Genomic DNA, 22,288 nt, shown 5'->3' with positions numbered 1-22,288 from the left:
AAAGGCTGGAGGTCAGAAACAGAGCGCTTTATGCGCTGGCAAGGCGCGCAACGGTGGCATGGAGGACGGCGTACGACCGACCACAATGTCACTTGCGACGTTCAAAGACAGCTATAACTCGTTGTAGTTCTTCGTTTTTCTTATAAATCTACAGCTCTGATATGCTTTCCGGCCGCAGGCGGAGATAGCACCATGCAACTCATTGATATCGGCGTCAACCTGACCAACCCCAGTTTCGACGAGAGGCACCAGGCCGTTCTCGACCGTGCCTATGCCGCCGGCGTGCAGCAATTGGTGCTCACCGGCACCAGTATCGAGGGCAGCGAGCAGGCTTTGGAACTCTGCATAAAACTCGATGAAAGCGGCCAGCGCCTGTTCAGCACCGCCGGCATTCATCCCCACTGCGCCAGCGATTGGAACGGCGACAGCGCGCGGCAATTGCGGGGTGTGCTCAGCGAAAGCTGCGTGCGTGCAGTGGGCGAATGCGGGTTGGATTTCAACCGCGATTTTTCCCCGCGCCCACAACAGGAAAAAGTCCTCGAAGAACACCTGGCACTCGCCGTCGAGTTGAAACTGCCAGTGTTTCTTCACGAGCGCGACGCCAACCAGCGCTTGCTGGAGATCCTCAAGGATTACCGCGACCACCTGAGCGCTGCCGTGGTGCATTGCTTCACCGGCGAACAATCGGCGCTGTTCAGCTACCTCGACCTCGACTTGCATATCGGCATCACCGGCTGGATCTGCGACGAGCGCCGTGGGACGCATCTGCACCCGCTGGTCAGGGAAATCCCACGTGGCCGTCTGATGCTGGAAAGCGACGCGCCCTACCTGCTGCCGCGCACGTTGCGACCCAAGCCGAAAAACGGCCGCAATGAACCGGCCTACCTGCCAGAAGTGCTGCGCGAAGTCGCCCTGCACCGCAACGAAACCCTGGAAGACTTGGCTGCACACAGCACCGCCTGTTCGCGCGCATTTTTTGGTTTGCCTGAAGTGGATTAATGCGGCGCATTGACCCATGTCAAAACCGGCTTCCTGAGTAGCGGCACAATAATGGCACCTTGCCAATGCTGTTTCCGCTATCAGAGAAAACCTTCCATGGGTGCCTGGCTTAGCAATATCTCGCTGAAATACAAGTTCTGGGCCGTCAACGCGGTCGCCTTCATCACCACCTTGTTGCTCGTGCTCTACGCCGTGCAACTCGAGCAACAGGCGCGCAGCGATGCCTCCCAGGCTGCGGCACAGGCGCAGGCGCGGTTGTTGAGTGCCTGGCCCGCCGACAAGCCATTGCCCAAGGGCGAGCATTGGCTGACGTTTACCCGTGGACAAGTCCCACAGCTGGCCAATCAGGATCTGTCAGCCTTGGGCATTGCCAGCGGTTGGGTCGAGCTTAATCACATGCCATTGTTCGGTGAAAACCCGCTGATCGGCGCCGAGTTGATCGCGCGTGACGACGGCCAGCAGGTCGCCGTGCTGGCCTACGGACGCAGCCTGAGCCAAGTGTTCGGCGAACGCTTCGCCAACTACGCGGTGGCGGTGTTGATTCTGATGCTGGCGATGCTCGGCGCCTCGCAACTGCTGATCCGCTTTCTGCTCAGCCAACTCAACACCCTCAAGGACGTGATGCTGCACGTCGAGAAAACCGGCGACCTGTCGGCCCGCGTACCCCTGGCCTGCAAGGACGAAGTCGGCCAGATGGCCAGCGCCTTCAACGCCATGCAAGCCGGCTACCAGCGGGTGGTCAGCACCGTGGCACGCACCGCGCAGCAATTGGATGATGGCGCCGCGCGCCTGGCCAGCAGCATGAACGAGGTGCAGCACGGCATGCTCGGCCAGCAGAGCGAAACCGATCAGGCCGCCACCGCGATCAATGAGATGACCGCCACCGTCTACCACATCGCCCAGCACGCCGGCGCCACTCGCGACCTGTCCCAAACCGCCGACACCCTCGCCGGCAGCGGCCAGGAAGTGGTCAGCCGGGTACAGCGTTCGATTGCCGGGCTTTCCACCGGCGTGCAACAGACTGCCGAGATGATCCAGAAGCTTGCCGAGGACAGCCAGAAAATCAACGGCGTGGTCGGCGTAATCCACAGCATCGCCGAACAGACCAACCTGCTCGCCCTCAACGCCGCCATCGAAGCCGCCCGCGCCGGCGAAATGGGCCGTGGTTTCGCCGTGGTCGCCGACGAAGTGCGCAACCTGGCCAAACGCGTGCAAAGCTCCACCGACGAAATCACCCGCATGGTCTCGGCGCTGCAGGCCGGCACCCGCGATGCGGTGGACTTCATGCAGGAAAGCTCGTTCAAGGCCGACGACTGCGTACATCAAGCCCAGGAAGCCGGCGCAGCCCTCGCCGAAATCACCGGCGCCGTGGCGCAGATGCGCGAAAGCAACACCCAGATCGCCGTGGCGGCCGAACAGCAAAGCCATGTCGCCGAAGAGATGAACCGCGCCGTGGTGAGCATTCGCGATGTGACCGAAAACACGGTGCAGCAGACCGTGGATTCAGCGACCACCAGCAATGAGCTGGCGACGCTGGCCGGGGAGTTGAGCAAGGCGATAGGGCAGTTGAAGCTATAGGACTTTTTAACCTGTAATCCGACTCCTACGATCGCCCTTGCGTTTACCCGAAATTTTGCCGAAACCTCCTAGCCTCCCCGGCGAATAGCGCCGACATATTTACCTGACGAACCTCTTCAAAGTCTCTCGCCTGACTATTCAGTGCGAGGGACCGCCGATGTATTTCTCAATGACTACCTGGGCTGAAAGGGCTGCCTTTTGAACCCGGCTATTGGCCGGCTGGCCTTGAGGCCCATGGACGTCAAAGCGCCGGATGTTGAAGGCGTCTTACGTGATTTCCGGGGCTGCCTGAACACCTTTGACGACTGGGCTTTAAGCTTCTGGAGCTTTTCGAAGCTGGATGTCGAGCAGGTGTTCAAGGTTGGCGATGAAGTGACGCTGGTCGCGCCCATAGCCCCCTCCATTTTTCCCAGCAGCACCGTCGCCACCTGCCAGGCCAACGGCACGTTGACCCTGGTGCACATGTTCCAAAGCACGCAGTTTGTGCCCATCGGCGATACGCCGGTGATACTGCAACGCGTCGACCCCAACGGTGGCCCACTGGGTGAGCCGATCCACAAGTCCATCGGCCCCAGCGGCATTCTTGAAATCACCGAGTGTGATCGCAACCAGCAGTACCGAATCAGTTTTTATCCCAACGTTTCCAAGGATCACGTCAAGGCGCTGTATGCGTCTTATCAGTCGGTGATCGCGGAACTGGAAGCGCGCCTGCGCGACGAATGGAACAGCACGCTTGAGGCACGTTGGAACGACTTTACGGACGCTATCCCGCAAGACCAGCGCAGGATGGTGGAAACGGCGTTTCTAAGTGGCATGGGCAAAGCGCTTTACAACCTGTGGGACAACATAACTCAACTGGTTGATTTACTGGCGGACATCAAGCCCAACAGCGAGAAGTTGCTGCACTACATCTCCCAAACTGAACTTGATGAGCTGCTGAAGCTCGGCAACGACGCGATCGCCGACGGCCTGCTGGTGCTCAGCGATGAGCCATTGTTGTTCATTTACGTGTCGGCAATGGTCAGCTGGATGCGCATGCTGCCGCCGAAAGAAATGCATGAATTGATGGGGGAAATCACTGGCGAGGTGTTGATCAACCTGCTGCTGATTTGGGCAACAGCAGGCGTGGGTGTGGCGTTGCGCCTGGGTACGAAGGTGCTGGGGCATATCAAGTCTGAGCGGACGTCGGAGTTGTTGGAGTTGCTGGCTAATAAGCTGGTGATGCCCCGGTTGGAGCCGCATGCCAAAGTGGTTAAGCCGTTGCTGGGGCGGAGTGCCGCAATCCCAATCAAGACGGTGCCGGTTGCACCGTTGAAGGCTGGGGATCAGTTGGTTTCCAACCCAGTGCCGGCGGTTCGTAGCAAGAAACAGCAGACCGCGTTGGTGCGCCAGGAACACGTCGATGATGTGCCTGTCGCTGCGAAAAATCCCCAGGGAGATGCCGCGGCACCTGCCGACAAAACCGCCACCAATGGCTGCCCGGTGTCGATGGTCACCGGGGAGGAATTGCTGACGCTTACCGATGGTGCGCTGGACGGGATTTTGCCGTTTGAGTGGACGCGGTTGTATCGCACCAGTGCGGTGGAAGTGGATTGTGGGTTGGGGTTTGGCTGGAGTCACTCGCTGGCGCAGCGGCTGGTGGTGACGGGTGATTCGGTGGTTTGGACGGATCATGAAAATCGATCGACTGCCCTGCCCTTGCCTACCGCCGCTCGACCGGCGATCACCAACAGCTTGGCTGAAGCGGCGATCTATTTGGGTGCCCTGCCCGATGAGTTGGTGCTGGCCCAGGCATCACGGTTTTACCACTTTCGCGATGGTGTACTGACGGCGATCAGTGATGCGTATGACAACCGACTGCGCATTTCTCGTGATCGTTTGGGGCGGATTGAGCGGCTGGATAGCGGTGTCGGCCGTTGTTTGTTTTTGCGTTACGAACTGGGCCGAATTGTGGCGGTGGACTATCAAGTTCATCGCGCCAAAGGCCGTGAGCCGTATGTTTGGGTGACGGAGCAGAACGTCGTTTCCTACGTCTATGACGACGCTGGGCGACTGGTTTCAGCGACCAATGCCGTAGGCGAACGCGAGGTTTATCGGTACGACGAGCGGCACGTCATTCTTGAGCGGCAATTGGCCGGTGGGGCGAGTTTCTTTTGGGAGTGGGAGCGTTCCGGCAAGGCGGCGCGCTGTGTTCGGCACTGGGCCAGTTTTTCGCAGATGGACACGCGGTATGCGTGGGAAGACGGCGGCAAAGTCACGGTTCACAACGCTGATGGTAGCCAGGAAGTGTATGTCCACGATCAGCGGGCGCGGCTGGTACAGCGGATTGATCCCGATGGCGCTGAGCATTTCAAATCCTACGATGACAAGGGCCGGCTGACGGTTGAGCAGGATCCGCTGGGGGCGGTGACGGCGTATCAGTACGACGAAGCCGGACGTTTGGTGGCGTTGTTTCCTGGGGATGATGAGCCGACTGCCTACGAGCATGACAACGGGTTCGTACGGGTCGTACGGCGGGGTGAGGCGGTTTGGAAGTATGAGCGTAACGAACAAGGCGACGTTACGCGTCAGACAGATCCTGACGGCCACATTACAGACTACACCTACGACAAACACGGGCAGCTGATTGGGGTTTGGTACCCGGATAACGGGTCTCATCGGCTGGTTTGGAATGAGCGTGGACAGCTCGTTGAGGAACAACTGCCGAATGGTGGGGTTAAGCGTTATCGCTATGACGATGTTGGACGACAAGTTGCGCGTGAGGATGAGCATGGCGCGCTGACGCAGTATCAATGGGACGCCGCAGGGCGCTTGTTGAAACTCACCAAGCCCAATGGAGCGACGCGAGAATTCAGCTACAACCCCTACGGAAAAATCACCTCCGAACGTGATGAACTGGGCCACGTCACTCGTTACGAATATGCCGACGGCCTGCACCTGATCAGCCGCCGCCTCAACGCCGATGGCACCCAGGTCAACTACCGCTACGACAACGTGCGGTTACTGCTGACCGAGATCGAAAACGAAGTCGGCGAGACCTACCGACTTGATTACCACCCAAACGGGCTGATCCAGCAGGAAATCGGCTTTGACGGTCAGCGCACGACTTACGTGTATGACCTCAGCGGCAACTTACTGGAGAAAACCGAACACGGCGATGACGGCAGTCAGCTAGTCACCCGCTACGAGCGAGACTTTTCCGGCCGCCTCGTACGAAAAACTCTTCCAGACGGTGGAGTGGTCGATTACGCCTACGACCGCCAAGGCAACCTCCTCAGCGTCGACGACGGCCACTGGGCGTTAGCCTACGAATACGACAGCCAAAACCGCCTCATCGCCGAGCACCAAGGCTGGGGCACCCTGCGCTACGGCTACGATGCCTGCGGCCAACTGAAAAACCTGCGCCTGCCGGACAACAACCGCCTCACCTTCAACCACGACAAAAGCGGCCACCTCGCCACCGTCGAGCTGAACGGCAAAACCCTCACCTCTCACCTGTTCAAAACCGGCAGAGAGCGCCAACGCCAACAAGGCCAACTGCTCAGCCATTACGACTACGACGACCAAAACCGCCTGCACGCCCACGCGGTGACGCAAGAGGAACACAAGCTCTACCGCCGCCACTACGACTACGACAAATCCGGCAACCTCACCCGCCTGCTCGATACGCGCAAAGGTGAACACCACTACCACTACGACCCCCTCGCCCGCCTGACTCGAGCGGATCACTCGCAAGACGTGCAAGAGCGCTTCGGCCACGACCCGGCCGGCAACCTGCTGATGCAGGACCGACCCGGTCCGGACATCGTGGCGGGGAATCGGTTGGTGATTCAGGGCGATCATCATTACGACTATGACGCGTTCGGCAATCTGATCCGCCAAAGACGCGGTAAGGGTCATCAACTCGTTACCGAGTACCGCTACGACTGCCAGCACCGCCTGATTGGTATCACCCAGCCGAACGGGAAAACAGCCAGCTATCGCTATGACCCGTTCGGTCGGCGTATCAGCAAAACCGTCGACGACCTAACCACGGAGTTTTTCTGGCAAGGCGACAAGCTGGTTGCGGAGCATTGCGCGGACAGGCATCGCAGTTATATCTACGAACCGGACAGCTTTCGGCCCTTAGCACTGCTGGAAGGTTTTGGCCCGAAAGACACCCAGCCCTTCCACTACCAGCTCGACCACCTAGGCACCCCGCAGGAACTCACCGCCCCCGACGGCGAAATCGTCTGGTCCGCGCACTACCGTGCCTATGGCCAGATCAGCCGCCTCGGCATAAACAAAGTCGACAACCCGCTGCGCTTCCAAGGCCAATACTTCGACGAGGAAAGCGGCCTGCACTACAACCGCCATCGCTACTACAATCCAGATATTGGTCGTTACCTGACGCCGGACCCGGTGAAGCTGGCGGGTGGGATCAACGCGTACCGGTACGCGCCCAATCCTACGGGGTGGGTCGATCCGCTGGGATTGAACACATGCCCCGGCGGCAATGGCTGCGCGCCAAGTATCATCGACAAAGAGCCGCCGGTAGGCGTTAACCACGCAGAGCCAGCTACACCACAAATGTCGCGTGCAGAGCGACAGGCGAGGATTGATGAACTTACAGAGGCAAACGCGTACAGGCGATTGGATGAGCTAGAAAAATTGACACCAGGCGCGCATTTCTTGGAAAAACACGGCGCCCAGACAACACTCGAATCTCAACTGGAAAGACTCCAAACAGCAAGGAACCCGACAACAGGAATTATCGAAGTCTATACATCAGGTCCGAATAGCGGTCAGCCTAAATACCCACCTGCCGCGACTCGATACCTCAATCATAAGGATCAATTGAACGCTATATTTAGAGCACAGCTCATTTTCAGAAGAAACGGTCATGCCGCATCATTGAGACCCATGAACATGGAGAGGGTAATTGGCGATGGATATTCCGCCGATGGCATGCAGTACGGCCAAAAGCGCAACGCCCGAGTAATACTCAACAGCCAAGGCAACCCTAAAACAGCATATACGGAGTGAGAAAACCATGAAAAGTATGAAAGAAGAACCCAGCATGTCAATAATTCGCGGTTTATTATTCACCTATGATATTGAAAATACTGACGATCTAGATAGAGAAAAGCTGATTGCATCAAAAGATATAAATAATGAAAAGGAGCTTTCAGAGCTTTTTGATGAGTTGACCAAACCTGAGTTTTTGTCATATACAAATATTGAACAGGAGTGGTTTATCGATTCGATCGACCACTATTTATCTATCAACGACAGCTTCGATTCTGTATTTAAAACGATGGCAACTTACTTCAGCACACCTGTATACGATCAAAGAGCGTTCATGCAGATACTCTTGAACCGTCTTACGGACTACAGAAGCACACATTGAAAGCCTCGATTGTTTTTTATAACCTCAACGTCATCTCGCAACGTTCATTGTTTGCCAGCGCAGTGCTTTACAGCAATCCCAGCCCCGTGACGAACAAGCCCGCTCGCCACAGGGTCACCGACCGGAATTAAATCCCCGCCAACGCCAAATCCATCGCAAAGTAAGTAAAAATCAAATCCGCACCCGCACGCTTGATCGACCCCAACGTTTCGCGCACCACCCGCGCCTCATCAATCGCCCCTGCCTGGGCACCAAACTTGATCATCGCGTACTCACCACTCACCTGATACGCCGCCACCGGCAAACGCGAGGTTTCGCGGATGTCGCGGATGATGTCGAGGTAGGCACCGGCTGGCTTGACCATCAGCGCGTCTGCGCCTTCCTGTTCATCGAGCAGCGATTCGCGCACGGCTTCGCGGCGGTTCATGGGGTTCATCTGGTAGCTTTTGCGGTCGCCTTTGAGCGCGCTGCCGCCGGCTTCGCGGAACGGGCCGTAGAGGGCCGAAGCGAATTTGGTGGAGTAGGCCATGATCGGAATATGCGTGAAGCCGGCATCGTCCAGGGCGCGGCGGATCGCTTGGACTTGACCGTCCATGGCGGCGGACGGTGCGATCACATCAGCACCGGCGCGGGCGGCGGCCACGGCTTGCTTGCCGAGGTTGACCAGGGTCGCGTCGTTGTCGACGTGGGCGCCGTGCATCACGCCGCAATGGCCGTGGTCGGTGTATTCGCAGAAGCAGGTGTCGGACATCACGATCATTTCCGGCACGGCGTCCTTGATGATCGAGGACATGCGCGAGACCAGGCCGCGTTCTTTCCAGGTGTCGCTGCCGTTGGCGTCCAGGTGGTGGGACACGCCGAACGTCATTACTGACTTGATCCCGGCGCGGGCATAGCGCTCGATCTCAGCGGCCAATTTCTTTTCAGGAATACGCTGCACACCCGGCATGCTGGTGATCGGCACAAAGTCGTCGATTTCTTCTTCGACGAAAATCGGCAGTACCAAATCGTTGAGGGTGAATTCGGTTTCCTGGAACAAGCCACGCAGCTCCGGAGAGCGGCGCAGGCGGCGTGGACGGGCTTGGGGGAACTGGCTGGTCATGGCTGTCCTGAATAGCGGCAGAAATAGTTGGGGCGAAAGCTTATGCCCCTTGGCCCCGGCAGCACAAACGCCAAGGGGCCAACAGTGTATTGCGCAGCTCGTAACAATTCATTGATCTAGAGCTGTACTCGCCCTTCGATGCACACCGCAACCGCACCACCGACCCAGATTTCATCGCCATGGCGCTCCACGCGTATACGCCCGGCGCGCCCCATGGCCGTGCCTTGGCTGACCACGTAACAGTCGGGCGCCAGCCCCTCGCTCAACAGCCATTGGGCGATACCGGCATTCAGGCTGCCAGTGGCGGGGTCTTCCTGAGCGCCGTCGCCGGCGATAAAGCCGCGGACTTCGAAGTGCGTGTCCACGGCGTCCCGCGCCGGGTCACAAGCTGCAATGACGCCAATCGCCAGACCGTGCAGTTGCGAGTAGTCCGGGCGCAAAGCAAGCACTTGGTCACGATCGGCCAACATCACCGCCAGCCAGCCCGCGCCATTGTCGACCCATCGACTGCTCACGATGGCTTCGGGCGCCAGGCCCAAACCCAGGCGCACGCGCTCAAGCAGCGGTGCATCCAGCGGGCCGGTGCGCAACAACGGCGGCGCAATGAACGCCAACTCGCCGCCTTCACGACGGACACGCACCAGGCCGATTTCGCACTCCTGGATAATCTCATCGCCCTTCGGCACGCCGCCCGCCTGCAACCAGGCATGGCAACTGCCCAGCGTCGGGTGCCCGGCGAACGGCAGCTCTGTGAGCGTGGTAAAAATTCTTACCCGATAGTCAGCCCGAGGATCACGCGGCGTCAGCAAAAACGTGGTCTCACTCAGGTTGGTCCAGTTAGCAAAATCGGCCATCTGCTGGTCAGTGAGGCTGTCAGCGCCCAGCACCACTGCCAGTGGGTTGCCCTTGAGCGAAACGCTGCTGAATACATCCAGTTGCTTGAAATCAAAAGTCGGCATGCTTCAACGCTCTCGGGTCACGCAGGTATGTTCAAGCCACGAATTACCGCCGGACGTGCGACAAAGCCGTCCAGCGCGCGCAGCACATTGGGAAAGTCGGCGATGCCAACCAGATCGCCGGACTCATAAAAGCCGATCAGATTGCGAATCCACGGAAAGGTGGCGATGTCGGCGATGCTGTACTCGTCACCCATGATCCAGGTGCGGCCCAGCAGGCGTTTTTCCAGCACTTCCAGTAATCGCCGGGACTCGGCGACATAGCGATCACGCGGTCGTTTATCTTCGTACGCCTTGCCGGCAAATTTGTTGAAGAACCCGACCTGGCCGAACATCGGGCCGATACCGGCCATCTGGAACATCAGCCATTGAAGGGTTTCATAGCGGGTGGCCGGGTCTTCGGAAAGCAGCTGGCTGGTTTTTTCCGCCAGGTAAATCAGGATCGCACCGGATTCGAACAACGCCAGCGGCTGACCGCTCGGGCCGTTGGGGTCGATGATCGCGGGAATCTTGTTATTGGGGTTCAGCGACAGAAATTCCGGGGACAACTGGTCCTGGGTCTCGAAACTGACCTTGTGCGCTTCGTAGGGCAGGCCCAGTTCTTCAAGCATGATCGACACTTTGACGCCGTTGGGCGTGGGCAGCGAATAGAGCTGCAAACGCTCCGGATGCTGAGCGGGCCATTTGCTGTTGATCGGGAAAGCGGCGAGTGCATTCATCGGGAAATCCCCAGGCGGAAAGTCCCCATGATAGCCACCCCACCGCCGTCCTGCATGGGTCATCATTGCGCAACATAACCACGCTATCGTGCGCGCAGGCGAACCAAAATGCCGATATGCACTCTTAAGTGCGCCATTACGGTGAAAGGAGACACCCTGTTACATCGACACGGAAAAACCGCAGGACGCCGGATGCGTCGCTGGGTCCCGGCTTGTCCGCCTTAATCCGATGCACTGAAGACTCGAACCTAATGACAATCAAGCCTCTGTGCCTTGCGCAACGCCTTAAACGTTATTCATACATCGTGTTGCCGCTGCTTTTGGCAGGCGGCGCCATCGGCCTGAGCCTGGAGTCGCGCATCAGCAGCGCGGGCCCGGTGGATGGCGTGCAAACCCTGGTATTCCTGCGCCACGGCGAAAAACCCGTCGGCGGCCTCGGCCAGCTCAATTGCCAGGGTCTGAACCGCGCAATGAACCTGGCCACCGTGCTGCCGGAGAAATTCGGCAAAGCCAATTTCGTGTTTGCGCCCAACCCGACGCGTAATGTCGAAGAAGGCGAGCACGATAATTCCTACAGCTACATTCGACCGCTGATGACCATCAGCCCCAGCGCGATCAAGCTGGGCCTGCCGGTAAACATCAAATTCTCGGCCAACGACACCAGCGCTCTCGCCGACGAACTGGTGGAAGACAAGTATCACAACGCGATCATCTATACCGCCTGGTCGCACGGCTACCTGCCGGAGCTGATCAACAAAGTCGCCAGTGAGGCTTCGGGTGAAAAACACACCATCACCGACGATTGGTCGGGCAGTGACTTCGACACGCTGTATGTGCTGACGCTGACCTGGCACAACGGCAAGGCGTCGCTGCTGAGCCGCAACTACAAGCAAGGCCTGGATAACGGCCAGCAGACATGCCCGGATGCAACTCAGGTCAGCGCAGATATCTGAAGCCGGCGCGGCACAAGCGTATGATGCGTCGCTATTGAATCATCTGCGGATCAGCACCATGCCCAACCTCCTCTCCACCCAGCCCAACCGGGGCTGGTCGTTCTGGTGGAAACCAGCGCTGTTCCTGCTGGTGGCCTGCATCGGCCTCTACTACGTGAAATGGTCGCCCTACTACCTCAAGGCATTCGTCGCGGCGGATAACCACAGCATCGGCGCCTCGATTCTCAATGACCAGCAAACCGCGCCCCTGACCGCCGCGCTGGCCTACGCCCAGGTGTATTTCCTGGCAATCTGGAAAGCTGCCGTGCTGGCGGTGATTCTGGGTTCGCTGCTGCAAGTGTTGATTCCCCGCGACTGGCTGCTGCGCCTGTTTGGCCGTGCCGGGCTGGGTTCGACCCTGCGCGGTGGGCTGTTCGCCCTGCCGGGGATGATGTGCAGTTGCTGCGCGGCACCTGTGGCGGCGGGCATGCGCCGTCAAAACGTGTCGGTGGGTGCGGCGTTGGCGTTCTGGATCGCTAACCCGGTGTTGAATCCGGCGACGCTGGTGTTCATGGGCTTTGTATTGGGCTGGGGCTTTACCGCATTGCGGCTGGTGGCGGGGATTGTGCTGGTGGTCGGGGTGTCGTTGGTGGCACAGCGGATTGCCCGGCCCGATCAGGTGCCCGAAGCCGCATTGAACGCGGTCGCCGACGCCAGCCTGAGCGAATCGCAACCGTTCCTGAGCCGCTGGTTGCGCACCTTGTGGCAGCTGTTCTGGAGCACGATCCCGATCTACATCATTGCCGTGCTGGTACTGGGCGCCGCGCGGGTCTGGCTGTTTCCCCATGTCGATGGGGCCATGGCCAACAGCCTGATGTGGCTGGTGCCACTGGCAATCGTCGGCACGCTGTTCGTGATTCCTACAGCCGCCGAAATCCCTATCGTACAAACCATGATGACCCTGGGCATGGGCACCGGCCCGGCCGTGGCCTTACTGATGACCCTACCGAGCGTGAGCCTGCCGTCACTGTTGATGCTGCGCAAGGATTTCGATGCGCGGGTGCTGGTGACGGTGGCCGTGCTGACCATGGTGGTGGGCGTGGTGTGCGGGTTGATCGGGGCGGTCATCCTGTAGATTTCGGGTGAGGTTCAAGGCGCTTCCGCGAGCAAGCCCGCTCCCACATTTAACCGCGTTTATCCAATAGGAACGTGATCGAAATGCCGGGGCGGGCTTGCTCGCAAAGAGGCCCTTAACCACCGCTGATTATTCTGACTTGCCACTGCGCTCGCGCAAGTACTCCACCACGGCGCCCTGCTCGCCCGCAAACTCGATCCGCGCACCTTTGCGTTCTCGCTGAAAGGCATACATCGGGTCGTAGTACTCACGCAGCAAACCTTCGATCCACACCCGGTGCAGGTCCACGGCACCACTGCGGGCCTGCTCCGCCAGGGCATCTTGCAAGATCGCCTGCAGCCGCTGGAAGCGCTCGCCACCCAGGCGTTTATGGATATTGGCCAGGCTCTGCGTCAAGCGCTCGGCGAACAGTGCCTGACCGCTTTCGCCAAACACCTGAATGAACTCGGCGCAGAGGTCGACCACATAATCCCGCAGGATTCGTTCTACGCGGCCTTCAACGCTGTCTTCCAACCACACCATCGAAAACGCCTGCATGCTCTGGTGCAAGGGTAACGGCAGCGCACAGCTGCCGATCATGCGGCTTTCGTCCTCGACCACGAATTGCTCGATACCACCCGCGCGTTTTTTTAGCAGGTCCACAGCCAAACGGTTTTCGAAGTCGATGTTGGACGGCTGCGCGGTGGCGCGCTTGCCAAAGCTGGAGCCGCGATGGTTGGCGTGGCCTTCCAGGTCCAATGCGTTGCGCAATTGGCCGAGCACTTCGGTCTTGCCGGTGCCGGTCATGCCGCCAAGCAGCACAAACTCACACTGCGCAGTCGCCTGCTCCAGCGTTTCCAGCAGGAAAGTACGCATGGCCTTGTAGCCACCGCCGACTCGCGGGTACTCGATACCGGCTTCGGTCTTCAACCATTGCTGCACGATCTGCGAACGCAGCCCACCGCGGAAGCAGTACAAGTAGCCCTCAGGGTGGGCCTCGGCAAACTGCGCCCACTGTTCAATACGCTCGGCCTTGATCGCGCCGGACACCAGTTCATGCCCCAGCACGATAGCGGCTTGCTGGCCTTGCTGTTTGTAACAGGTACCGACCCGCTGGCGCTCGTCGTCGGTCATCAGCGGCAGGTTGACCACACCGGGGAATGCGCCTTTGGTGAACTCGATCGGCGCGCGGGTATCCATCATCGGCCGGTCATTGAGGAAGATGTCGCGGTAGTCGGTGATGTCAGTTGCCATCAAACCACCTCTACCGCGTGGGTCTGTCGCTCAACCAGTTCGCCGATGGGCTCAAGGCTCAGGCCCAGTTCGGCGGCCACGGTGTGGAATTCGGCGTCGCCTTCCGGGGTAACGGCGATCAGCAGGCCGCCGCTGGTTTGCGGGTCACAGAGCACGCGCTTGTGCAGCTCTTGCAGGCGCCCAAGCTTGCTCGAATAACTGTCGAAGTTGCGCAAGGTGCCACCCGGCATGCAGCCCTGATCAAGGTAGTCCTCGATCCCGGCCAGGCGTGGGACCTTTTGGTATTCGATGCGCGCCGTGAGACCACTGCCGTCAGCCATTTCCACCAGGTGACCCAACAGACCGAAACCAGTGACATCGGTCATGGCGGTTACGCCGGCCAACTTGCCGAAACGGCTACCAGGTTTGTTGAGCGTGCACATCCAGTCTCGGGCCAGGCCGATATCCGCTTCGCGCAGTTTGCCCTTCTTCTCGGCAGTGGTAAGGATACCGATGCCCAGAGGCTTGGTCAGGTACAGTTTGCAGCCGGCAGTGGCGGTGTCGTTACGCTTCATGTGGCGTTTTTGCACGATGCCGGTGACGGCCAGACCAAAGATCGGCTCTGGCGCATCAATGGAGTGCCCACCGGCCAACGGAATGCCGGCGGCGTCGCACACCGAACGGCCGCCACGGATGACTTCGCGGGCAACTTCCGGCGCCAGTACATTCACTGGCCAACCCAGAATGGCGATGGCCATCAACGGGTCGCCGCCCATGGCGTAGATGTCGCTGATTGCGTTGGTGGCGGCAATACGGCCGAAGTCGAAGGGATCATCGACAATCGGCATGAAAAAATCGGTGGTGGAGACCACACCGCGCTCGTCATCGATGGCGTACACCGCCGCGTCGTCGCGTGAGGCGTTGCCGACCCAAAGGTTGGGGTCGAGGTTCTGTGCGCCGCTGCCGGCAAGAATCACTTCCAGCACTTGCGGTGAAATCTTGCAGCCGCAACCCGCGCCGTGGCTGTACTGGGTGAGGCGAATCGGCTCGTTCATGGTGGACCTCAAGGTAACAAGTGCGCAGATTCTATCAGACAGCAAAAAGCCGGCTGGGCGCTTGTGAGCTCAGCCGGCTTTTTGTGTTTCTGGCGTTACTGCCTCGCGGCGAGCAAACGCTGGTGGCGATTACGTCGTGCGATGTTCAAGCACTCAATCGCTGCCGAGAACGCCATGGCCGCATACACGTAGCCTTTTGGCACATGGGCGCCGAAGCCTTCGGCGATCAGCGTCATGCCGATCATGATCAAAAAGCCCAGGGCCAGCATGACCACGGTCGGGTTGTCGTTGATGAACTTGGCCAGCGGTTCAGCCGCTACCAGCATCACGATCACCGAAACCACCACAGCAATGATCATGATCGGCAAGTGCTCGGTCATGCCCACGGCGGTGATGATGCTGTCGATGGAGAACACCAGGTCGAGCAGCAGGATCTGGCCGATGGCCGCGGCGAAGCCAATGGTCACGGCATTGCTGACGGTTTCTTTCGCCTCCGGCTCGGGGTCCATGCTGTGATGGATTTCGGTGGTCGCCTTCCACACCAGGAACAGGCCACCGGCGATCAGGATCATGTCCTTCCACGAAAACGCCTGGCCGAAGATTTCGAACACCGGCGCCGTCAACTGCACGATAAACGCGATGGTACTCAACAGGCCCAGGCGCAATACCAACGCCATGCTGATACCAATGCGGCGTGCCTTGGCCCGATGCTTCTCGGGTAATTTGTTGGTGAGAATCGAGATAAAGATCAGGTTGTCGATGCCCAGCACGATTTCCATCACGATCAAGGTGGCCAGTGCGATCCAGGCGGTGGGGCTGGCGGCCAGTTGTAAAAGGTAATCCATAGGTCAGTCCTGACGTTGTGCTGGGAAGTTAGGCTTCTTTGCTGTTCGATTCGGGTTCTTTTTCTTCCTGATCATCCTTTTTTTGCGGGCTGATCAAGCCTTGTGTCGCTTCACAAAATGCCTGCTCGGCGGCCTTATGGGTGTCATCGATGGCTTGCTTGGCGGAATCAGTGGCCTTGCCGAGCACTTGCTGGGCGCTTTTTTCCACCTGATCACAGCCGCTGACCACTATCAATGAAAGCGCAAGCAAAGACGCGGCGCCCAGGGAATTGAGTTTCATGATGTATTCCTCGTTAGAACCAGCGGGTCCAAATAGTGGCCCCTCGATAGCGAGGCATTCTATGCAGGCGAACAGTTCAGGAAAATTCGTATTTTTCTGACGTATACTTCGTTTTTTACGAAGTGTAGACCGTGATGCTCAATTACCGACAACTGCATTACTTCTGGGTAGTGGCCAAGACCGGCAGCATCGTGCGCGCCTGTGAGCAATTGAACCTCACGCCGCAGACCATCAGCGGTCAGATCAGTCTGCTTGAGCAAACCTTTGGTATCGCGCTGTTTCAACGCGTCGGGCGCCAGTTGGAACTGACTGAGGCCGGGCGCCGCGCCCTGCCCTACGCCGAGCAGATGTTCCAGACCGGTAATGAGCTGGAGGCGTTGCTGCGCGCAGAGCCAAACGAACAGCAGATCCTGTTCCGGGTCGGCGTCGCGGACGTGGTGCCTAAATCCATCGTGTACCGGCTGATCGCGCCGACCATGGAGCTGAGCGAACCGATCCGCATCACCTGCCGCGAAGATAAACTCGACCGCCTGCTGGCCGACCTGGCGATCCAGCGCCTGGACTTGGTGATTTCCGACAGCCCCATGCCCACACACCTGGACATCAAGGGCTACAGCCAGAAGCTGGGTGAATGCGGTATCAGTTTTTTCGCCACCCAGGCATTGGCTGACAGGTATGGCGGCGATTTCCCACAATGCTTGCAGGGCGCACCGCTGTTGATTCCGGGAGCCGAGACGGTGGTGCGCAGCCGCTTGCAGCGCTGGTTTGCCGAGCAGAAGATCCAACCGAAGATCATCGGCGAGTTCGACGACAGCGCCTTGATGCAGGCATTCGGGCAATCCGGCAGCGGCATTTTTATTGCCCCCAGCGTGATTGCCGATGAGGTGCTGCGCCAGTATGGCGTGGCACTGATGGGCCAGACCGATGCGGTCACCGAGTCGTTTTACGCGATCTCGGTGGAACGCAAAATCAAGCACCCCGGCATTGTGGCGATTACCGAAGGGGCAAGGCGCGAGCTGTTTACCGCCCTGCCCTGAGGGTTCAGGCGTGGGATGCGACCGGTTGCCTGGCGGTCATCAGCCACAGCGCCAGCAAGATCGACACCAGGATAAAACCGGACGCCGCAAAACCCAGGCTGCCAAGGCCGAGGGTGTCGATCACATGCCCGCCGACCATTGCGCCCAAGCCGATCCCAAGGTTAGCGCCAGCAATATTCAACGAAGCGGCAAACGCCGGGGCATGGGGCGCGGCCTTCATCAACCGCACATGGCTGACCAGGAACATCGCCGCCTGGGTCACGCCCCACACGGCCATCGCCGCCGCCAGGCCAATCGTTGAGTGAATTGCCGGAACCAAGGCCACCATGCCTGCGATCATGAACCCGCAGAACACCATGGAGGCGATCAAGGGGTGGCGATCCACTGCGCGCCCGCCCAGGGAGTTGCCGAGCAGGCCGACCGCGCCAAAGCCCATCAGGCACCAGCCCACCAGGGTGCCGTCGAACCCGGCCAGGCTCTCGAGGATGTCGGCCAGGTAGGTGTAAGCGGTGAACATGCCGCTGAACACCAGGATCGACAGCAGAATATGGCCTTGCATCACCGGGTTGCGCAGGATCTTGAACTGCGAGCGCAGGGTGACTTGATCGTTCTTCGGCTTAGTCACCGGCAGGTAGATAAACAGCAGCAACGCCTTGGCCAACGCCACCACGGCGAGGATCGCGAACGCGGTGCGCCAGCCGAACATGTCCGAAATCAATGTGCCCACTGGAATGCCGAACACGGTGGCGCAGACGATGCCAAAGCCAATCTTTTCGATGGCGCGCCCGGCGTATTCAGGGCCAACGATATCCACTGCGGTTTCACTGGCCAAGGCCCAGAACACCGGCAGCCCCAACGCGGGGATCAACCGTGCCACTGCCATCACCCAAATATTCGGCGCCAGCGCGGCCACCGTATTGGCCACGCCAAACATGATCAGAATGCTGATGAACAAACGCTTGCGCCTAAAGCGCGCGAAGTACGCCGTGAGAAACGGGCCAAACGCCGCCACGGTAAAGGCAAACAAGGTCACCAGCAGCCCGGCCTGGGACACGGTGACATCCAAGTCCCGGGCAATGGACGGCAACAGGCCGACGATGATGAATTCTGTGGTCAGCACGGTGAAGCCGGCGGCCGACAGCAGCAGGATGGGAAACAGCATGAAAACTCCAGAAACGACGACATCAACGACAGCCCGAGGGGCTCGCTGACGGATAGGAAAGGTGAGAGGCGAGAATGTTAACAGAGTATGTCGGGATTTGGCCAAGGCCCGCAGGCGCGGGTGACCGAATGCCGCATCGCACGGAACACTTTGTACAGCGTGCTAGACTCCGCGCCCCGCGTCCTACAGCCCGTTATGCGTGCGCCGCTGTGCCTTCAAAAAAATAGAGACATGTGTTTATGACTGCTGCCCCTTCCCTCCTGCAACGACTGGCTCGCGTCAGCCTGGTCACGCAAATCATCCTCGGCCTGGTCGCCGGCATCCTTCTCGCGTTGTTCGCGCCAGAGGCGGCCAAGGCCACCGGTTTTATCGGCAAGGTGTTTGTCGCCGCGCTCAAGGCCGTGGCGCCGATTCTGGTCTTCGTGTTGGTGATGGCATCGATTGCCAGTCATAAACACGGCCAGGAAACCCATATCAAGCCGATCCTGTTTCTGTACCTGCTGGGCACATTCGCTGCCGCCGTGGTCGCAGTGATTGCCAGCACGTTGTTCCCCTCGATGCTGGTGCTCGCCACCCACGATGCCAGCGTCAGTGCGCCCGGCGGCATCGGCGAGGTGCTGCAAAGCCTGTTGCTCAGTGTGGTGGATAACCCGGTCAGCGCACTGATGAACGCCAACTTCATCGGCATTTTGGCCTGGGCCATCGGCATGGGCATCGCGATTCGTCACGCGGGTGAAACCACCCGCACCGTGCTGGAGGATTTGTCCAACGGCGTGACACTGATCGTGCGCATGGTGATTCGCTTCGCACCGCTTGGCATCTTTGGCCTGGTGGCCTCAACCCTGGCCACTTCCGGCTTCGGCGCCCTGCTCGGCTACGTTCACCTGCTGATGGTGCTGATCGGCTGCATGCTGTTCGTGGCGCTGGTGGTCAACCCGGCCATCGTGTTCTGGAAACTGCGCCGCAACCCGTACCCGCTGGTGCTGATGTGCCTGCGTGAGAGCGGCATCACCGCTTTCTTCACCCGCAGTTCGGCGGCGAATATTCCGGTGAACCTGGCGCTGAGCAAACGCCTGGGCCTGCATGAAGACACCTACTCGGTGTCGATTCCGCTGGGCGCCACCATCAATATGGCCGGTGCGGCCATCACCATCACCGTGCTGACACTCGCAGCGGTTCACACCCTCGGCATTGCCGTCGACCTGCCGACCGCCGTGCTGCTCAGCGTAGTCGCGGCGATCTGTGCGTGTGGTGCGTCGGGTGTGGCCGGTGGCTCGCTGCTGTTGATTCCACTGGCGTGCAGCCTGTTTGGTATTCCCAGCGAAGTCGCCATGCAGGTGGTGGCCGTCGGTTTCATCATCGGCGTGCTGCAGGATTCGGCGGAAACCGCGCTCAACTCGTCCACCGATGTGCTGTTTACTGCTGCGGCGTGCCTGGGCAAGGATGAGCAATTGGCTTAACCGTCAGGCATGAAAAAGCCCGGGGCGTTCGATCAAGAACAACCCCGGGCTTTTTTTATGGGCTTAGAAAGCGCCCATGTAATCACGCTTGCCCACTTCCACACCGTTGTGACGCAGCAGAGCGTAGGCGGTAGTGACGTGGAAGAAGAACTGCGGCAGGCCGTAGGTCAGCAGGTAGGACTGGCCGCTGAAGCGCTTTTCTTTCGGCGTGCCTGGGCGGGTGATGATCTCGATGCCTTCCTTGCCGTCGATTTGCTCAGGCTTGATGGTGTCGACAAATGCCAGCACCTTGGCGATCAGTGCTTGCAGGTCGGCGAAGGTCACTTCGCTGTCTTCGTACTTCGGCACTTCGATCTCGGCCAGGCGCGCGGAAACGCCTTTGGCGAAGTCGACAGCGATCTGGACCTGGCGCACCAGCTGGAACATGTCCGGAAACAGACGCGCCTGCAGCAAGGCGTTTGGCTCGATGTTCTTGGCGGTGGCGTGGGCTTCGGCTTTGTTCAGCACATCGCTCAGGGCGTTGAGCATTTGCTTGAAGACCGGGATGGAGGCGGCGTACAGGGAAATAGTCATGAGAGTCTCACGGTAATGGCAGGGTTTGGAACCAGCGGCGATTATAGACATGCCAGCCGCGCGTGCCGCTTGTCTTTTATTTTTTCAGGATTAGGCTAGTGGGTTCACTGCATAGGGAAAGCGCGATGACCGCCGAGCACGACACCGAGACCCCTGAGCCGCGCCTGAACAGCACGGAAATCCGCATCCTGGGCTGCCTGATCGAGAAACAGGCGACCAACCCGGAAACCTACCCGCTGACCCTTAACGCCCTGGTGCTGGCGTGCAACCAGAAGACCAGCCGCGAACCGGTGACGAACCTCAGCCAGGGCCAGGTCGGCCAAAGCCTGCGCGCGCTGGAAGGCCAGGGTTTTACCCGCCTGGTGATGGGGAGCCGCGCCGACCGCTGGGAACATCGCGTGGACAAGGCGCTGGAGCTGGTGCCGGCCCAGGTGATCCTGATCGGGCTGCTGTTTCTGCGCGGGCCACAGACGGTCAATGAACTGCTGACTCGCAGCGGGCGCATGCATGATTTTGAAGACGCCGAGCAAGTTGTACACCAGCTGGAGCGTTTGATTGCGCGCGGGCTGGCGGTGCTGGTGCCGCGTCAGGCCGGGCAGCGCGAAGACCGTTATACCCATGCGCTGGGGGACCCGGCGGATATCGAGGTGATTCTGGCGGCACGGGGGAATCCGGTGGAGCGGTCGACGGGGGCGGTTTCTCTGGATCGTATCGAAGAGCTTGAATCCCGAATCGCAGCGCTTGAAGAACGCCTGGCACACCTGGAACAGGCATAACTCGATCAACAATGTGGGAGCGGGCTTGCTCGCGAAGGCGGTGGTTCAGTGGGCACATTCGTCGACTGACACACCGTATTCGCGAGCAAGCCCGCTCCCACATTTGGATCTGCGCAGGCGTTAATTTCGGGCGAAGGCCACTGCGGCCTGAAACTGTTCATCCGTTGGCCGCACGCCGGTGTACAGCACAAATTGCTCCAACGCCTGGATCGCGATCACTTCGAGCCCGGTAATCACCCGCTTGCCTTTGGCCCGCCCGCGCACGATCAGCGGCGTTTCGGCGGGAATCGCCACGACATCGAAGACGGTATCGGCGGCATCCACAGCTTCTGCTTCAAACGCCAGTTGATCCGCCTCTGCCCCACCGGTCATGCCGATCGGTGTCACGTTGACCAACATCTGCGGGCGCAAGTCCCCCAGCTCTGCGTGCCATTCGTAGCCCAGGCTGTGAGCCAAGGCCCGACCGGCCACTTCGTTACGCGCCACAATCACGCCATGGGCGTAACCACCGTCGCGCAAGGCACTGGCCACGGCCTTGGCCATTCCGCCGCTGCCGCGCAGGGCAAAGGTGGATTGCTTCGGTACCGCGTGCTTTTTCAGCAGTTGCTCGACGGCGATGTAGTCGGTGTTGTAGGCCTTGAGATGGCCGTTGGTGTTGACGATGGTGTTGAGGGAGGCAATGGCCTTGACCGAGTCGTCCAGCTCATCGACCAACGCAATGCTGGCTTCCTTGAATGGCATGGAAACGCCGCAACCGCGAACGCCCAGTGCGCGTATACCGCCGATCGCGCCGGGTAAATCCTGGCTGCTGAAGGCTTTATAGTAGAAGTTCAGACCCAACTGTTCATACAGATGGTTATGGAAACGCAAGCCAAAATTCCCGGGGCGCGCCGACAATGACATACACAGCTGGGTGTCCTTGTTGGGGTGCATCTGCATGTAAAACTCCTTTGAGTAAGCAATTGGGTACAGACCTTACACAACCTTTACCTATCGGCTGTGCTGTTTTTCAGAAATACGTTGTCTTAAAAGTATCCCCGCGACAATCCTTGAGTCTATTGATTGCAGACCACAAGCG

19 protein-coding genes are annotated in these 22,288 nt (G+C 59.4%); 9 read left to right on the top strand and 10 right to left on the bottom strand.

Going from position 1 to position 22,288, the window contains the following annotated elements; all coding sequences use genetic code 11:
• Positions 1 to 192: 192 nt before the first annotated feature.
• The 4 genes from AACV02_RS10550 to AACV02_RS10535 all read left to right on the top strand — a co-directional run bounded on the left by AACV02_RS10550 (position 193) and on the right by AACV02_RS10535 (position 7,966).
• Entirely contained in the window at positions 193 to 999 is an 807-nt protein-coding gene (locus AACV02_RS10550; RefSeq protein ID WP_119739462.1) for a TatD family hydrolase, read from the top strand.
• A 96-nt stretch (positions 1,000 to 1,095) separates the two neighbouring features.
• Positions 1,096 to 2,577, top strand: coding sequence for a methyl-accepting chemotaxis protein (locus AACV02_RS10545; RefSeq protein ID WP_119739460.1), 1,482 nt, complete (start codon positions 1,096 to 1,098; stop codon positions 2,575 to 2,577).
• Between the two features lie 234 nt (positions 2,578 to 2,811).
• Complete coding sequence (locus tag AACV02_RS10540) at positions 2,812 to 7,602, top strand: RHS repeat-associated core domain-containing protein (RefSeq protein WP_119739458.1); 4,791 nt, start codon at positions 2,812 to 2,814, stop codon at positions 7,600 to 7,602.
• Between the two features lie 16 nt (positions 7,603 to 7,618).
• Positions 7,619 to 7,966 (top strand): hypothetical protein, encoded by a 348-nt coding sequence (locus AACV02_RS10535; RefSeq protein WP_119740786.1) that lies wholly within the window; start codon positions 7,619 to 7,621, stop codon positions 7,964 to 7,966.
• 127 nt (positions 7,967 to 8,093) lie between these two features.
• On the opposite strand, the gene hemB is transcribed toward AACV02_RS10535, so the two are convergent.
• From hemB to AACV02_RS10520, 3 genes are all read right to left on the bottom strand, one after another.
• Positions 8,094 to 9,068, bottom strand: coding sequence for a porphobilinogen synthase (gene hemB / locus AACV02_RS10530; protein WP_119739456.1), 975 nt, complete (start codon positions 9,066 to 9,068; stop codon positions 8,094 to 8,096).
• A 116-nt stretch (positions 9,069 to 9,184) separates the two neighbouring features.
• Positions 9,185 to 10,027 (bottom strand): PhzF family phenazine biosynthesis protein, encoded by an 843-nt coding sequence (locus AACV02_RS10525; RefSeq protein WP_119739454.1) that lies wholly within the window; start codon positions 10,025 to 10,027, stop codon positions 9,185 to 9,187.
• A gap of 17 nt (positions 10,028 to 10,044) precedes the next feature.
• Positions 10,045 to 10,743 carry a glutathione S-transferase N-terminal domain-containing protein gene (locus tag AACV02_RS10520; RefSeq protein ID WP_119739452.1) on the bottom strand — a complete coding sequence of 233 codons (699 nt, stop codon included), beginning with the start codon at positions 10,741 to 10,743 and terminating at the stop codon, positions 10,045 to 10,047.
• A 251-nt stretch (positions 10,744 to 10,994) separates the two neighbouring features.
• Here AACV02_RS10520 and AACV02_RS10515 point away from each other — a divergent pair, with 251 nt between their 5' ends.
• Both AACV02_RS10515 and AACV02_RS10510 read left to right on the top strand, forming a co-directional pair.
• Positions 10,995 to 11,696, top strand: coding sequence for a histidine phosphatase family protein (locus AACV02_RS10515; RefSeq protein WP_119739450.1), 702 nt, complete (start codon positions 10,995 to 10,997; stop codon positions 11,694 to 11,696).
• Positions 11,697 to 11,754: 58 nt separating this feature from the next.
• Positions 11,755 to 12,810, top strand: coding sequence for a permease (locus tag AACV02_RS10510; protein ID WP_106580111.1), 1,056 nt, complete (start codon positions 11,755 to 11,757; stop codon positions 12,808 to 12,810).
• A gap of 129 nt (positions 12,811 to 12,939) precedes the next feature.
• On the opposite strand, the gene mnmH is transcribed toward AACV02_RS10510, so the two are convergent.
• The 4 genes from mnmH to AACV02_RS10490 all read right to left on the bottom strand — a co-directional run bounded on the left by mnmH (position 12,940) and on the right by AACV02_RS10490 (position 16,202).
• Positions 12,940 to 14,043, bottom strand: a complete 1,104-nt coding sequence (gene mnmH / locus AACV02_RS10505) for a tRNA 2-selenouridine(34) synthase MnmH (RefSeq protein ID WP_119739448.1) — start codon at positions 14,041 to 14,043, stop codon at positions 12,940 to 12,942.
• A complete protein-coding gene (gene selD, locus AACV02_RS10500; RefSeq protein ID WP_119739446.1) occupies positions 14,043 to 15,077 on the bottom strand; it encodes a selenide, water dikinase SelD in 1,035 nt (344 codons plus the stop codon). Before selD ends, mnmH begins: the two co-directional genes overlap by 1 nt.
• Before the next feature lie 95 nt (positions 15,078 to 15,172).
• Positions 15,173 to 15,922, bottom strand: a complete 750-nt coding sequence (locus AACV02_RS10495) for a TerC family protein (protein WP_106580101.1) — start codon at positions 15,920 to 15,922, stop codon at positions 15,173 to 15,175.
• 28 nt (positions 15,923 to 15,950) lie between these two features.
• Positions 15,951 to 16,202 carry a hypothetical protein gene (locus tag AACV02_RS10490; protein ID WP_119739444.1) on the bottom strand — a complete coding sequence of 84 codons (252 nt, stop codon included), beginning with the start codon at positions 16,200 to 16,202 and terminating at the stop codon, positions 15,951 to 15,953.
• 134 nt (positions 16,203 to 16,336) lie between these two features.
• On the opposite strand from AACV02_RS10490, the gene nhaR reads away from it, so the two are divergent.
• A complete protein-coding gene (gene nhaR / locus AACV02_RS10485; RefSeq protein ID WP_119739441.1) occupies positions 16,337 to 17,239 on the top strand; it encodes a transcriptional activator NhaR in 903 nt (300 codons plus the stop codon).
• Between the two features lie 4 nt (positions 17,240 to 17,243).
• On the opposite strand, the gene AACV02_RS10480 is transcribed toward nhaR, so the two are convergent.
• Positions 17,244 to 18,401: an MFS transporter gene (locus AACV02_RS10480; RefSeq protein WP_119739439.1), complete on the bottom strand. Its 1,158-nt coding sequence runs from the start codon at positions 18,399 to 18,401 to the stop codon at positions 17,244 to 17,246.
• 239 nt (positions 18,402 to 18,640) lie between these two features.
• Between AACV02_RS10480 and sstT the strand changes: the two genes are divergently transcribed.
• Positions 18,641 to 19,861, top strand: coding sequence for a serine/threonine transporter SstT (gene sstT / locus AACV02_RS10475; protein WP_106580097.1), 1,221 nt, complete (start codon positions 18,641 to 18,643; stop codon positions 19,859 to 19,861).
• Positions 19,862 to 19,924: 63 nt separating this feature from the next.
• Here the strand turns inward: sstT and AACV02_RS10470 are convergent, their stop codons facing one another.
• Positions 19,925 to 20,434, bottom strand: a complete 510-nt coding sequence (locus tag AACV02_RS10470; RefSeq protein ID WP_053255427.1) for a DUF1993 domain-containing protein — start codon at positions 20,432 to 20,434, stop codon at positions 19,925 to 19,927.
• Between the two features lie 125 nt (positions 20,435 to 20,559).
• Between AACV02_RS10470 and AACV02_RS10465 the strand changes: the two genes are divergently transcribed.
• A complete protein-coding gene (locus AACV02_RS10465; protein WP_106580096.1) occupies positions 20,560 to 21,210 on the top strand; it encodes a YceH family protein in 651 nt (216 codons plus the stop codon).
• A gap of 120 nt (positions 21,211 to 21,330) precedes the next feature.
• Here AACV02_RS10465 and AACV02_RS10460 read toward each other — a convergent pair whose 3' ends face one another.
• The gene (locus AACV02_RS10460) at positions 21,331 to 22,149 is read right to left on the bottom strand and encodes a shikimate 5-dehydrogenase (protein ID WP_119739437.1); all 819 of its coding nucleotides are present in this window, start codon (positions 22,147 to 22,149) and stop codon (positions 21,331 to 21,333) included.
• Positions 22,150 to 22,288 lie beyond the last annotated feature (139 nt).

It is taken from the genome of Pseudomonas sp. Larv2_ips (assembly GCF_963879675.1).
GTDB lineage: Bacteria > Pseudomonadota > Gammaproteobacteria > Pseudomonadales > Pseudomonadaceae > Aquipseudomonas.
This window is presented reverse-complemented; position numbering and strand designations above follow the sequence as displayed.

What these genes read in the sequence shown, in the direction of transcription:
- AACV02_RS10550 (WP_119739462.1), top strand. Translation starts at nt 193, where the DNA reads ATGCAACTCATTGATATCGGCGTCAACCTGACCAACCCCAGTTTCGAC.
- AACV02_RS10545 (WP_119739460.1), top strand. Translation starts at nt 1,096, where the DNA reads ATGGGTGCCTGGCTTAGCAATATCTCGCTGAAATACAAGTTCTGGGCC.
- AACV02_RS10540 (WP_119739458.1), top strand. Translation starts at nt 2,812, where the DNA reads ATGGACGTCAAAGCGCCGGATGTTGAAGGCGTCTTACGTGATTTCCGG.
- AACV02_RS10535 (WP_119740786.1), top strand. Translation starts at nt 7,619, where the DNA reads ATGAAAGAAGAACCCAGCATGTCAATAATTCGCGGTTTATTATTCACC.
- hemB (WP_119739456.1), bottom strand. Translation starts at nt 9,068, where the DNA reads ATGACCAGCCAGTTCCCCCAAGCCCGTCCACGCCGCCTGCGCCGCTCT.
- AACV02_RS10525 (WP_119739454.1), bottom strand. Translation starts at nt 10,027, where the DNA reads ATGCCGACTTTTGATTTCAAGCAACTGGATGTATTCAGCAGCGTTTCG.
- AACV02_RS10520 (WP_119739452.1), bottom strand. Translation starts at nt 10,743, where the DNA reads ATGAATGCACTCGCCGCTTTCCCGATCAACAGCAAATGGCCCGCTCAG.
- AACV02_RS10515 (WP_119739450.1), top strand. Translation starts at nt 10,995, where the DNA reads ATGACAATCAAGCCTCTGTGCCTTGCGCAACGCCTTAAACGTTATTCA.
- AACV02_RS10510 (WP_106580111.1), top strand. Translation starts at nt 11,755, where the DNA reads ATGCCCAACCTCCTCTCCACCCAGCCCAACCGGGGCTGGTCGTTCTGG.
- mnmH (WP_119739448.1), bottom strand. Translation starts at nt 14,043, where the DNA reads ATGGCAACTGACATCACCGACTACCGCGACATCTTCCTCAATGACCGG.
- selD (WP_119739446.1), bottom strand. Translation starts at nt 15,077, where the DNA reads ATGAACGAGCCGATTCGCCTCACCCAGTACAGCCACGGCGCGGGTTGC.
- AACV02_RS10495 (WP_106580101.1), bottom strand. Translation starts at nt 15,922, where the DNA reads ATGGATTACCTTTTACAACTGGCCGCCAGCCCCACCGCCTGGATCGCA.
- AACV02_RS10490 (WP_119739444.1), bottom strand. Translation starts at nt 16,202, where the DNA reads ATGAAACTCAATTCCCTGGGCGCCGCGTCTTTGCTTGCGCTTTCATTG.
- nhaR (WP_119739441.1), top strand. Translation starts at nt 16,337, where the DNA reads ATGCTCAATTACCGACAACTGCATTACTTCTGGGTAGTGGCCAAGACC.
- AACV02_RS10480 (WP_119739439.1), bottom strand. Translation starts at nt 18,401, where the DNA reads ATGCTGTTTCCCATCCTGCTGCTGTCGGCCGCCGGCTTCACCGTGCTG.
- sstT (WP_106580097.1), top strand. Translation starts at nt 18,641, where the DNA reads ATGACTGCTGCCCCTTCCCTCCTGCAACGACTGGCTCGCGTCAGCCTG.
- AACV02_RS10470 (WP_053255427.1), bottom strand. Translation starts at nt 20,434, where the DNA reads ATGACTATTTCCCTGTACGCCGCCTCCATCCCGGTCTTCAAGCAAATG.
- AACV02_RS10465 (WP_106580096.1), top strand. Translation starts at nt 20,560, where the DNA reads ATGACCGCCGAGCACGACACCGAGACCCCTGAGCCGCGCCTGAACAGC.
- AACV02_RS10460 (WP_119739437.1), bottom strand. Translation starts at nt 22,149, where the DNA reads ATGCAGATGCACCCCAACAAGGACACCCAGCTGTGTATGTCATTGTCG.